Source organism: Robertmurraya korlensis NBRC 107688, from assembly GCF_001591645.1.
Taxonomy (GTDB): domain Bacteria; phylum Bacillota; class Bacilli; order Bacillales; family Cytobacillaceae; genus Robertmurraya_A.
The window spans coordinates 24,686-36,552 of the sequence record NZ_BCVH01000016.1 but is presented as its reverse complement, the minus strand read 5'-3'; the positions used below and the strand labels follow the sequence as shown (position 1 = coordinate 36,552).

Below are 11,867 nucleotides of genomic sequence, written 5' to 3'. Positions count from 1 at the left end.
TGCATGATGGGAAGCGTGAAAATTTATGGAGATAAGGTAAATGAAGCAAAGGTGGCGGCGAGGGCTTTGGAGAGATCGATCGATAAAACATACGACCAATGTGAACAGCTCATCTCCTATGTTCAATCTGCTTCTTGGAGCGGAAAAGCCAGAGATTCCTTCTTAAGTTATATGGAGATTATTCAGCAATATCATCATGACATGAAATCGGCGGTCGCGAAACAGACAAAGGCTCTAAACAATTTAAATGGGTATTACAATGATTTTGAACAGGATGGTTCTGTAAAAGAAGTGAGGAACTTATGATGAGAGGTTCAAAAGACGTATTCACAGCTCCAGAGCTATATCTTTTAGCGGCTGCATTTGGTGGAAATGTCCTCTTTGGATTACCAGAAAAGGAAAGATATCAGTTTCAGGGGGAGGACATTTTTAGAGAAGCACATGAACGTTTAATAGAGAAAGAAATCCTCTCCACGGATGGAAAAATCACTCAGACCGGTGCGATTATTATTCAAGCGATTGAGTACTACCATCAAAGTGCGAAGTATGTTCGAATCAATAATCTTATGTTTGCTTTTCGTGAGAAGGAAAGCGATGAGGTCATCTTGTTGGTGGAAATGGAAGAACCAGAACACTATCAATTACGGATTCTATCAAAGATGACAGCCTTACGTGTATTAAGGGAAAGCTTCCCAGTGGTTTCTAGAGAACCACATGAAGATGAAAAGACATTCTTAAAGGTTGAATTATCCCATCAGGAAAGAAGAGAGGCGGAAAGTTACGAGCCAGAACAGATGTTTATGAACCTCGAAATCTTTCATATAAATGAAGAGCCAAGAGAACGGTTTAATGCTCGTTACTACCAACAATGGCTTGTGTTTACAAAAGATGAAAAACTAATCATGGTTGATACGGTGAAGAAAGCCTATTACCACGCAAGTCAGTATTGGTTCTTAAAGGTCCTATTTGATGAAATGGATTTCCCTTACAAGGAGGAGAAGTCGTATGCATAAGGCAATAGCTGGTGGCGGTGGAGGCTCTAGCAAATTAATAAATATCAATCCAGATGAAATGACGACTATTTTCAAATATCTGGATGGGATTTTAAAGGAGTTAGAATCCAATGCAGCACCAAATATTGAAAAGCTAGGAAATCTCAATTATTACACAGAAGGAAAAGCGAAGAAAACGATGGAGGTCTATGCCGAAGCAAACCAAAAGGTCATGGATCTCTACGATAACTACACCCGTGCTTCTACATTAGTCGTTGATATTCTTAATACCATGATGGAGGCAGATGCAGCCATTGCAGAACAGATCATTGCTAAACTGGGGGTCTAATACATGGATGTAAAATACATTCCGTCTGATTGGCAAAGAATGAAGGACGGAATCGGAGATTTAATAGGATTAGGTCGCTGGGGCAAAGGAATGATTGATGAGCTCAAAGACTTGAGTGATAACTTAGAGGACGCCGACTCCGATATCGCCAAATATGACAGTGACGGAGCGATCTCCTTTCGACATACCAGTCTGAAGGGGAAGTACCAAGCACTGTATGAAGACTTCCAGGTATTGCATCGCTTCAGTGGGAAGGTAGGAGACATCGTCGATCGAACCATTGATCAACCCTTCTACGAAGATATGGATGCATTTGTGGCCGCCATGCAGGAAGCCTCCATCTCGAACTATACCACCAAGAACCGAATCGGAGCCACCGAAACACAATACGTGTACGGTGGCTATGGTCCGGCGCAGGCTTTAACCGTTCCAAAGACGGAAGTAAGTCTGGATGACATATTCAGCGGTGATACTTTCTATGGAAAGCAAATGCAACTGGAATACGAAGCTTGGAAGAAACTGAACCCCGACCAGGACTTTACACAAAAGGAATATCAACTGGCAGCAGTCAATACGCATGCCTTTGAGTATGAATCGATTCGAAGCCAACAGGAAAGTAAGGAATTCTGGGTACAACTTGGAGCATTGGTCGTTATAGTCGGCGCCACCCTCATATGCCCTCCTGCAGGAATCGCATTAGGGGTCGCATATGGAGCCATGGAATTGAGCTCAGCTGTTTCAGGAAAGGATTGGGTTTCTGGTCGTGAGCTAGGAACAGGGGAGCGTTGGTTCCGTGGACTATTAGCTCCGCTTGATATCATACCGGGTGTAGGGGCTGTAGCGAAGTTTGGCAGCACGGCTCGTCTGCTCAAAGTGGGAGACAAGGTCGGGCAATTATCAACCAGTGTTCGTGCAGGGGTTAAGCAAGGAGTGGCACAGGTCGACAACCTGGTTCAGGCCGCTAGCCGAGAAACGATGGCTCGTCTGAAAAGTGCCAATGCCGCCGTGAAAGATGCCGCGAATGTGGTGAAAAATAAGGTTGTTAGGGATATAATAGAGGTAGGAGATTTAATAGATTCGGGCATAACTAAGGCAAGAAATACCTTCCAACTCCCACAAACACATCTAGTCATGGACAATATAGGTGATATAGGAAGAGTGCGTGAGCCCATAGAGAATTCTCATACTGTTGGGAATAAGATGAGGGATGTACTTAGTCGGATTGATGGGATTAATTTGGAGAGTGCTGCTCAGGGTACGGGTAATGCTTCAAATAAAGTAAATAACACGAAAGAAATAAATGAAGTAAACTATGGTGACCACTTTACTAAAGGGAAAAGAGGAAGAAAAGAACTTGCACCTAATGTTCTCTATGTGACTCAAGATGCATATAAATATACAACGGATGACTTAGGAAGAATAGTTGATGTGGAAGCTGATAATCTGATATTACAGGAAGCGGATAGAAATTTAGGAATGCAAAGAGCCGCTGGTAGAGAAGACAGATTACCTGATGATGACGGCGGACATCTAATTGGGAGTCAATTTCATGGTTCGGGAGATATTGATAATCTTGTTGCTCAGAATAGCCAAATTAACCGTTCTGGTGGAGAATGGTATAAGATGGAGACGGTTTGGGCAAATGCTTTAAAAGAAGTCCCACCGAAGAAAGTATCTGTAAGGATTGAACCTGTTTATAATGGAGATTCTCTAAGACCAAGCAGTTTTGAGATTTATTATAAAGTTGAAGGAAAAAGGGCAGTTAGGAAAATTATTAAAAATCAATCTGGAGGATGATATTTTTGACTATGGAACAAGAGATGAACCAAATATATAGAAAAATTGCTGAAACGGTTAATGCAATGATTCCAGAAAAATGGGTTAAATTTTTTATGTATGCTCAAGTGTCAGAAACAGGTGGAGGTACTTACTTCTTTTATAATACTCCAGAAGAAGAGTTTAACTATAAATATAGTTTAGAAATTCCTTTTGAATTTAATATTAATAAAGAGGAGTATAAGCAAAAGGAGAGAAATCTGTTTGAGCTGAGTGACAAGCTAAGAAAAGTTTTCACTGACTATCAGCAAGAGCTATGGTATTCGTTTACAATATCTCTAGAGGATAATGGGAAATTTAAAATTCACTATGATTATACTAACTGGTTTGATACAAATTATAGCTTTGATGATCAGTTGGTTATTTGGGAGTATAAATATCTAGGGAATGAACCAGATGATGTTGAGAGCAAAGAGCTGATTGAAAGATATTTTAATGAATATCCAGATAATCCAATTTAATAAAATAGATTAGAATAGATAAAGGAAAGTCTATAAATGAAATATTAAGATAACTATAAAGCACTTGATTGTCTTTTAGACTTCAGGTGTTTTTTTATAGCTATTATGGGTTTGGTAAACTTAAATAATCTAAAATATATGTCAGCCGCGAAACATGCCGTGAGTGTGTGGAAAAAAAGATACTTGAGTAGAAACATAAAGAGTACAAGTTAAAACATATGAAATTAAATTCGATATTAATAATGGATAAGATAGCACCTGATTTCCTTTTGAGCAACAGGTGTTTTTTAAAAATTAAAAGATAAACTAGTCTGCAGCTTTACAAGAAACCTCACCTAAAGAAGTAAAGATTAATGTTGAAATCAAATACGATGGAAGTAGTAAAAGACCATCAGAATTTATTGTTGAATATGAGATAGACGGAAGATATGAGGAAATAAATATATTAAACTAGGGGTGAATGTATTGGGGAAAGTATTTGAGGATTACTTTAGTGAATTGCAGGCAGATATGGTTTCGATATGTTTAGAGTATGTTTTCGATAGAGCAAATAAAATATATATATATTGTTCTTATGAAGAAGGTTTTGTTTCAAATGATTTTTTTTATAATATCAATGGTAAGATTGTAGAGAGACATAAACTTAATGATGCATTGGTCAATTTAGAGAATGAAGACGATTTTTCTTATGATATTTCTGTAGTCCGTCAAAAAGCAGTTGTTAAAGTAATTAATGAAGATATTAAAGAAATGATTAAATTATGTAAAGAATATAATCGTGAAATGCCAACAGAAATTAAGATGGTTTATGATGTTAAAGCAAATAAATTAACGGCAGTTTATAAATATGAGCTTGTACATACAAATGATTCTAATGAAACTGCAAGTTCTATTGCTAGGTTATGGTTTGAACAAGTTAAGAGGGAAAATATTTAATTTAATGATAAAATAACATATTAATTTCTAAAAACCCTTGATTGAGTGTTGGTTACTCGGTCAAGGGTTTCATCTTACAAAAGGCAGTTTCTCCGCATGAAAAATAGATTATCTTACCTATGGTGGGCTTTAAGTGATGTTGGCTCACCTTTTTTTCTGTCCATATCAATCTAGTTTCGCTTCTCAGAGACCCTGTCGTGGTAATTAAGTTCAACAAACCGAAAGGGTTAAAGAAAAGTATAGCGTAGGTCAACAGCCTCGTTCGAAACCGCCAGTCGGAAACAGTAAACCGGATGCAAATGCTACGGCAAGAAGCTGTTTTAGATATTGGAATTGAAAATTTAGAAAAAATTCATGGAAAATGTAAAGAATATGAAAAAGAAATGCCTACAGAGATAAAGTTACATTATAATGTGAAGCAGAATAGTTTAAAAGGAAACTATAGATATGATTTAGTTTATTCAAATGACGAAGAGCTTTTACCAGATGATATTTTTGATTTTTGGTTTGAAGAGGTAAAAAACGGAAATTACTGAAGTAGAAATGTCTAAATTAATATAAGAGTTCAGTAGTATTCAGGATTATGTTTTAGAATTAACTATAAGCACTTGTTTGTCTTATTAGGCAACAGGTGTTTTTGTTTTTTTTAGAAATTACTTTGGACGACATTGTAGGATGTTACTGAAATTCACTCCTACGAGGGCATTGAAATTAAGCTCTGTCGATTCAGGTAGGGAGTGGGTATCCGGTCGAGAGCTAGGATTCTTGGACTGTTACAACAGCTAGATATCATTCCAGGTGTGAGTGCTATAGAAAAGTTCAGCAGTACGGCTCACCTTGAGAGAAACAGGAAGTCCCTTTATCAGTATGCTAGTGTAGAAAATCTACAAAATAGTAAATTTTTACCTTATTTGTACTTTATTAGTTATGGTACGGTATTGTTAGAGAGGTGTGTTGAGGTTTAACACTTAACTTATGTGTTTTAGTGTTAAGTAAATACACTATAGTTACGTTTATAACAAGTGTAACTGATATAACAATAGAAGGAGTTATTACATGGATGTAAAATATATCCCTTCAGACTGGGAGAAAATGAAGGATGGTATAGGAGATTTAATAGGTTTAGGGCGTTGGGGGAAAGGGATGATTGATACCCTTAAAGACTTAAGTGACAACCTAGAGGATGCGGAGTCTGATATTGCAAAGTATGATAGTGATGGTGTGATTGCGTTTGGCCATACCAGTCTAAAAAGCAAATATCAAGGATTGTACCAGGACTTCCAAGTATTACATAGGTTTAGTGGCAAGGTAGGCGATATTGTCGATCGGACCATTGATCAGCCATTTTATGAGGATATGGATGCGTTTGTAGCTTCAATGCAGGGGGCAACCATCTCTAACTATACGACGAAAAATCGAATTGGAGCGACTGAAACACAGTATGTTTATGGAGGCTACGGTCCTGCACAAGCCTTTGAAGTTCCTAAGACGGAAATTAGCATGGACGATATATTCAGTGGAGATAACTTTTATGCAGACCAGATGAAGCTTGAGTACGAGGCATGGAAGGAACTGAATCCTGACCAGGACTTTTCACAAAAGGAATACCAGCAGGCAGCGGTTAACACACGAGCCTTCGAATATGAATCCATTCTTAATCAGCAAGAAAACAAGGAATTTTGGGTGCAAATCGGTGCTTTAGTGGTCATTGTTGGGGTAGCCTTTATCTGCCCCCCAGCGGGAATGGCATTAGGAGCAGCCTATGGAGCAATGGAGCTAAGTTCCGCTGTTTCCGGGAAGGATTGGATTTCCGGTCGAGAACTCGGAACAGGGGAACGCTGGTTTCGAGGATTGTTAGCACCGTTGGACGTCATTCCAGGTGTGAGTGGTTTAACGAAATTCAGTAGCGCTGTTCTCCTTGCTAATGTTAGTGATAATATCGGACAGCTAGGAATGAGAGTTGGAGTTCGGTCCGGATTCCAGCAAGGGGTTACACATATTGATAACATGCTGAAGACAGCTGGACAGCAAACCGTAACCCGTCTAAAAAGTGCCACACAAGCTGCAAGAGATGCCTCAAATGTCGTGAAAAATAAACTCGCTAGAGGTACAATTGAAGCAGGTAAGATAGTTGATAATGCTATTACAATGGCGAATAATTTAACACCACCTCGAAGAGTCGGCTTGGCTATGGAGCAAGTTGGAGATATTGGTAGAATTCCTGTAGAAAATGCTCATATGGTGGAGAATAAACTGAGAGATTTGGTTAGTAGGATTGATGGGGTGAATCTTGTTAACGACGGTCCTAGGTTGGGCAATATTAATAGTTCGGTTGAACAAGTTAAACAAATTAGCTTTAGAGAATTAATGAGTATAGATGAGGTAATAAGGTATAACCAATTTTGGAAGAAAGTTGAAATTGGTATGGACACAGAGGCTAGAGTTGCAACTAGTCAAATGAGACAAAATAGTTTTGTAAACCATACTCTACCAATTAAACTAAAAGAGCATAACTTAAGTTTTGCTCAATTTACAGAATTAAAGTTAAAACCTGATTATTTGCTAACGGATAGCGAGAGAATCCTAATGCAGGATATTAGAGACTCTGTACCACGTCCAGATAAGAATACGACTTTTATAAAAAATCTTCCGGAAAGTGATATTCAAAAATATCTAAATGGAGAATACAATGCTATTAAGGGATTTGTTGCAATTGCACAAGATAGTTCGCATATACATGAATATTCTCATGTCCGTGAGTCATTGAGACTAGATTATTCCTATTATGATAGCTATTCAGATAAGGTGGTTGTACCGTATCCTGAAGCTGGAAGTAGTTATGGTTATATTGAATTTAAGGCTAAAAATCCAGAAATGGTATTATCTGATCATTTAGAGATACCATATGGACACAGTATGGATAAACCGTACAGTGGGTGGGAATATAATGAATGGCCATGGACAGGGAATGGTTTCACGTCTTCACGAAATACTGAGGTGGTTCCTGAGTGGACATTTAATAGGTTTATTGATTTGAGAGAGGGTTCAACACTACACAAAGTAATAAATGGAGAAGATCTAGTTATAGCTGTTTTTAATGGAAAAATATTTGTACCAGTGAAATAGATTTATGAGGTGATTAACATGTTGAAATTAGGTTTATATGGAAAATACAATGGAGTTTTATATGAAATCACTATTGATATGGATAATAATGTAAAAATTATGACTGATGAAATAAATAATATTGACCATACTTTTGTTGATTCATATAACAGTGGAGTCTATTCAAAGATAGTTAACCGGAGTGAATTAACAGAATGCGTTAATATAACTTACTTTGGAATGGTGGATGGAGAAAGGGTTCAAATACTACAAGAAAAAGAGGGCGAATTTCAGATATCTACTGGCTCAATGATAGTGGGAGATAATTTGAATTTGCCCAGAATAGATCGTGAAACTTGGCTCGGATGGGTTCCAAAAAGAAAAGTTAAGCTTATAGAGGAGAAAGAATTGATTGATCCCCAATTTTTATAAAATAGTCTTAACATTAAATCTAGCTATCATTACAAAGATAAGTTGTAAAATATGTATCTCCAATTATTAAATATAAACAAAGTTAAAGTAGTAATTTCTGTGACTTTCTTATTCTACATACTTAGAAATGAATAGAGTACTGGCTGGACGAAACTTTGTTATTACTTTAATTTGGAGGAGAGCAATGCTAAGGAAGATATTTACTGTATATATAAAGGTAAAGAGTTTCGATGTGCTCATAAAACTGACGGAACATATGAGATTGTAACCAACATTGAATATTTCTTCAAGTTCATTTAAATTTACTTGTTTTCGAAAAATTTAATTTTGAGAGTAATCGAATGATTCATCAGTCTCGGATTTATAGTTTTGCAGTTTATAATGGGGACATCTTTGGAGTGAACCGCTCTTCAAAAGATATTATCAATAGCAAAAGTTGATTTTATTTTTTTAAATTGCACGTATATGAAAAAATCACAGTGTTTGTTAACCTGTGATTTTTTTAGTTGCAGGAAAAAATGTGTATTTATTTCTATCTAATATATGGTATAACCAAAATATTAATATTGTTAATGTGATTAACGTCTTCTCAGTACTCTCATCGAACTTCAACATTTTTTACTAATGATAGTTTAAGTGGCTTGTGAATTTACGTAGTAGCTCCACAAAGGAAAAGAGGAAAAATAAGTGAAGATTGATTTGAAGGATGTTAGAAAAAGCTACAAAAATGATAGCAATACAATTGAAGTATTAAAAGGAATCACCTTACACATTGAAAAAGGAGAGTTTATCTCAATTGTAGGAAAGTCCGGGAGTGGCAAGAGCTCCCTTATTAATATAATAACTGGTATAGATGAACCGAGCTCTGGAGAGATCTGGATTAATGAAGTAGGACTACATAAAATGAATCGTGGAAAGATATCCAGATGGAGAGGGTTACATATTGGAGTTGTATTTCAGTTTTTTCAACTAATTCCTTCCTTGACGGTACTAGAAAATATTCTCCTCCCAATGGATTTTTGTAATAAGTATGAGAAGCGTGAGAGAAAACCTGTTGCTAGAGAATTATTAAAAGTGGTTGAATTATCTGATTGTGAAACCAAGCTACCATCCCAATTAAGTGGAGGTCAGCAGCAAAGAGTGGCGATTGCACGAGCATTAGCAAATGATCCCGCTTTAATTGTGGCAGATGAACCGACAGGAAGTCTTGATAGCCAAACAGCAAACACGATTTTTTCTCTTTTTAGAAAGCTAGTTGCTGATGGCAAGACGGTTATTATGGTGACTCATGATGAAGAATTAGCGTATCAAGCCGATCGGGTGGTTCATATTAAAGACGGAGAAATTGTAAATATCCAAGTTCCAGATTCTCGGAGCGGCTTAACATGAGTATCCAATTTAAAAAAATACTGAGAGACCTCCTTTCAAGCAAGGGCAAGAGTTTCATTGTCATTCTTTCTGTTCTTACCGGCATTGTTGGAACAGGGGTGATCGGCCATACCGGATACATATTAGAAAAAGGAATGAGAGATAGTCTGGAAACCTTCCAGCCGGCGAGTGGAACGATTGCCTTTCAACAGTTTGATGAAAGTTTTGTCGATAAAGTAAAAGAGATAAATGGTGTTCAAACAGCGGAAGCAAGGACCACCTTTGATTCAGAAGTATATATGGCTCAAGAGAAGGAATGGAAAAGGATCAAGTTATTTGTTATTGATAAAGATGATCCCAATACACTCGATGTGATGCTCTATAAGGAAAGCGAAGCTCCCAAAGAAGGTGAAATTCTATTAGAACGCCTATCCTTTCCATTTCTAGAAGTGAAACTGAAAGATCAGGTGTTACTTAAATCAAATCAAGAGGTCGAAACGAAAGTAAAGATCACAGGAAGCGTACATCAAGGCGGCTTAGAGGCAACACCGATTTCTAGTGTCGTGTATGGTTATGTCTCTAAAGAAACAGCTGCTGATTTAGGGATGAGTACAGAGAAGAATCTTTTGCTATATAAGACAGAAACGAAAGAAAAAGAAACCGTCGAAAAGATTGAAAGTAAGATTAGAGATTTAGCCCATGCAGAAGGCTACACCTATCTATCCTCAACCATCCATAATAATAAACATTGGGGATATGACATCGTTAATTCTATGGAGAATATTTTAATATCCTTAGGACTTCTGACTATCCTATTAAGTACTTGTTTAATAATTAATACCATACTATCCATTATTAAAAGCCAAATTCCTCAAATTGGGATTATGAAGGTCATTGGAGCAAGCGGATCTCAGCTTCAGTGGTTGTATTTGTGTTATATCATTGTTTATAGTTTGATCGCGCTTTTAGTAGGAGTCCCCGTTAGTTTGTATCTCGCCAAAGTATTAAGTTCCTACTCGTACGTTTTATTGAGTTTTACTACAAAAGAAGTCACGTATTCCATGAATACTTTGCTTATTCAAATCGGTATTGGACTGGGTTTACCGATTATATCAGGCCTAATACCAGTTATAAATGGTGTAAGAATTAGTATCTATGATGCTCTTACAAAAGGTAGCAAGCAAAGTACCAAAGGTTTCCCTTCTTGGCTGTTAATTATCCCGTGGGTATCGCGCCCTTTTCTATTCATTATAAGAGATACCCTACAAAGAAAATTCCGCTTCTTCTTAACGGTTGTGACATTAAGTATTGGTGGGGCAACCGTAATATCTGTACTAACCGTTTATCAGTCCTTACTTCATACCGTGGAAGAATCATTAAAATATGAGAAATATGATTTACAGTTGATTGTTAGTGGGGCTAGTGGCCAAAAACAGCTGGAGGATTTATCATTTACGGATCATGTTCAAGATGTTGAGATATGGAATCTTACAAGTGGATCCTTTGTTAACGGTGATATAACAAGCGGATATTTATCGATTGTGCAACCTCCGATTTCTTCCTCCTTTATGGAGCCGAAAATCATTGAAGGAAGATGGTTGAAAGATGATCAAAGCAATGAAATGGTCTTAGATTCCTATTTTTTAAAAAGTTATCCATCCATAAGAGTGGGGGATTATGTAACCATTGAAGTGAATGGGGAACATGTGCAGTATAAAGTAGTCGGGAAATTCAGGAAAGTTTCAGGTGCCGTAGTTCAGTATGTTAATAACTTGGGTCCTGAATTCACACCTGTGACGTCTTCCTTTATGGTGAACATAAAGGCTCAAGAACATAGTGTTGCTGAACAGATCCGTTTAAAGGAGAATATGAAGCGCATCTATAGCGATAATCAGATACCTATCATCACATCTCATACGTTTACTGAAATAAAAGAAATGCAAGAGGCACGAGTAAATATTGTCACCGTTTTTCTCATAGGAATGGCCATCATCCTTGTTATAGTAGCCATGTTAGGGCTGATCGGAACACTCAGCCTTAATGTTTCAGAGCGAAGCAAATCTATTGCCATTATGAAGCTAATAGGCGGAGGAGATGTGACTCTTTGGAGAATGATTATGGTGGAGAGTTTATTGATTGGGTGGATCTGCTTCTTTATAAGCATTATTCTCGCCTATCCATTTAGTAAACTACTTTGTAATAAGGTAGGGCACTCTTTATTTCTATCTGATTTAGATTTTTCATTTTCTATGCTCGGGATTCTCATATGGTTCATAATTGTGATTGTTTTATCGTTGGTAGCAAGCTTTATTCCCGCATACAAGGCGACAAAAATATCTATTAGCAAGGCTTTAGCATATGAATAGAAAAATCCTCACTTCCTATCGA

At 37.1% G+C, this 11,867-nt stretch carries 11 protein-coding genes and 1 pseudogene; all 12 read left to right on the top strand.

The window, feature by feature from the left end; genetic code table 11:
- Positions 1–6 precede the first annotated feature (6 nt).
- The 12 genes and pseudogenes from BKO01S_RS17670 to BKO01S_RS17620 all read left to right on the top strand — a co-directional run bounded on the left by BKO01S_RS17670 (position 7) and on the right by BKO01S_RS17620 (position 11,845).
- Entirely contained in the window at positions 7–306 is a 300-nt protein-coding gene (locus tag BKO01S_RS17670) for a WXG100 family type VII secretion target (RefSeq protein ID WP_066057188.1), read from the top strand.
- Positions 306–1,013: a DUF5081 family protein gene (locus BKO01S_RS17665; RefSeq protein WP_066057354.1), complete on the top strand. Its 708-nt coding sequence runs from the start codon at positions 306–308 to the stop codon at positions 1,011–1,013. The genes BKO01S_RS17670 and BKO01S_RS17665 overlap by 1 nt, the downstream gene beginning before the upstream one ends.
- Entirely contained in the window at positions 1,006–1,341 is a 336-nt protein-coding gene (locus tag BKO01S_RS17660) for a hypothetical protein (protein WP_066057185.1), read from the top strand. Before BKO01S_RS17665 ends, BKO01S_RS17660 begins: the two co-directional genes overlap by 8 nt.
- Positions 1,342–1,344: 3 nt before the next feature.
- On the top strand, positions 1,345–3,138 hold the full coding sequence (locus tag BKO01S_RS24895) for a DNA/RNA non-specific endonuclease (RefSeq protein WP_066057182.1): 1,794 nt from the start codon (positions 1,345–1,347) through the stop codon (positions 3,136–3,138).
- Positions 3,139–3,149: 11 nt separating this feature from the next.
- Entirely contained in the window at positions 3,150–3,638 is a 489-nt protein-coding gene (locus BKO01S_RS17650) for an immunity protein YezG family protein (protein ID WP_066057349.1), read from the top strand.
- Between the two features lie 328 nt (positions 3,639–3,966).
- Positions 3,967–4,092 (top strand): annotated as a pseudogene (locus tag BKO01S_RS25285) (DNA/RNA non-specific endonuclease); the annotation flags it as partial.
- A gap of 56 nt (positions 4,093–4,148) precedes the next feature.
- Positions 4,149–4,574 (top strand): hypothetical protein, encoded by a 426-nt coding sequence (locus tag BKO01S_RS17645; protein WP_066057344.1) that lies wholly within the window; start codon positions 4,149–4,151, stop codon positions 4,572–4,574.
- A 293-nt stretch (positions 4,575–4,867) separates the two neighbouring features.
- Positions 4,868–5,110 carry a hypothetical protein gene (locus BKO01S_RS17640; protein WP_439951054.1) on the top strand — a complete coding sequence of 81 codons (243 nt, stop codon included), beginning with the start codon at positions 4,868–4,870 and terminating at the stop codon, positions 5,108–5,110.
- Between the two features lie 520 nt (positions 5,111–5,630).
- A complete protein-coding gene (locus BKO01S_RS17635; RefSeq protein ID WP_066057179.1) occupies positions 5,631–7,700 on the top strand; it encodes a hypothetical protein in 2,070 nt (689 codons plus the stop codon).
- 18 nt (positions 7,701–7,718) lie between these two features.
- Complete coding sequence (locus BKO01S_RS17630; protein WP_066057176.1) at positions 7,719–8,111, top strand: UCP033725 family protein; 393 nt, start codon at positions 7,719–7,721, stop codon at positions 8,109–8,111.
- Positions 8,112–8,798: 687 nt separating this feature from the next.
- Positions 8,799–9,500 carry an ABC transporter ATP-binding protein gene (locus BKO01S_RS17625; protein WP_066057173.1) on the top strand — a complete coding sequence of 234 codons (702 nt, stop codon included), beginning with the start codon at positions 8,799–8,801 and terminating at the stop codon, positions 9,498–9,500.
- Complete coding sequence (locus tag BKO01S_RS17620) at positions 9,497–11,845, top strand: ABC transporter permease (RefSeq protein WP_066057170.1); 2,349 nt, start codon at positions 9,497–9,499, stop codon at positions 11,843–11,845. The genes BKO01S_RS17625 and BKO01S_RS17620 overlap by 4 nt, the downstream gene beginning before the upstream one ends.
- Positions 11,846–11,867: the final 22 nt, after the last annotated feature.

Bases quoted from the DNA above. Each gene is read 5' to 3' on its own strand.
- BKO01S_RS17670 (WP_066057188.1), top strand. From the start codon at position 7: ATGGGAAGCGTGAAAATTTATGGAGATAAGGTAAATGAAGCAAAGGTG.
- BKO01S_RS17665 (WP_066057354.1), top strand. From the start codon at position 306: ATGAGAGGTTCAAAAGACGTATTCACAGCTCCAGAGCTATATCTTTTA.
- BKO01S_RS17660 (WP_066057185.1), top strand. From the start codon at position 1,006: ATGCATAAGGCAATAGCTGGTGGCGGTGGAGGCTCTAGCAAATTAATA.
- BKO01S_RS24895 (WP_066057182.1), top strand. From the start codon at position 1,345: ATGGATGTAAAATACATTCCGTCTGATTGGCAAAGAATGAAGGACGGA.
- BKO01S_RS17650 (WP_066057349.1), top strand. From the start codon at position 3,150: ATGGAACAAGAGATGAACCAAATATATAGAAAAATTGCTGAAACGGTT.
- BKO01S_RS17645 (WP_066057344.1), top strand. From the start codon at position 4,149: ATGGTTTCGATATGTTTAGAGTATGTTTTCGATAGAGCAAATAAAATA.
- BKO01S_RS17640 (WP_439951054.1), top strand. From the start codon at position 4,868: ATGCAAATGCTACGGCAAGAAGCTGTTTTAGATATTGGAATTGAAAAT.
- BKO01S_RS17635 (WP_066057179.1), top strand. From the start codon at position 5,631: ATGGATGTAAAATATATCCCTTCAGACTGGGAGAAAATGAAGGATGGT.
- BKO01S_RS17630 (WP_066057176.1), top strand. From the start codon at position 7,719: ATGTTGAAATTAGGTTTATATGGAAAATACAATGGAGTTTTATATGAA.
- BKO01S_RS17620 (WP_066057170.1), top strand. From the start codon at position 9,497: ATGAGTATCCAATTTAAAAAAATACTGAGAGACCTCCTTTCAAGCAAG.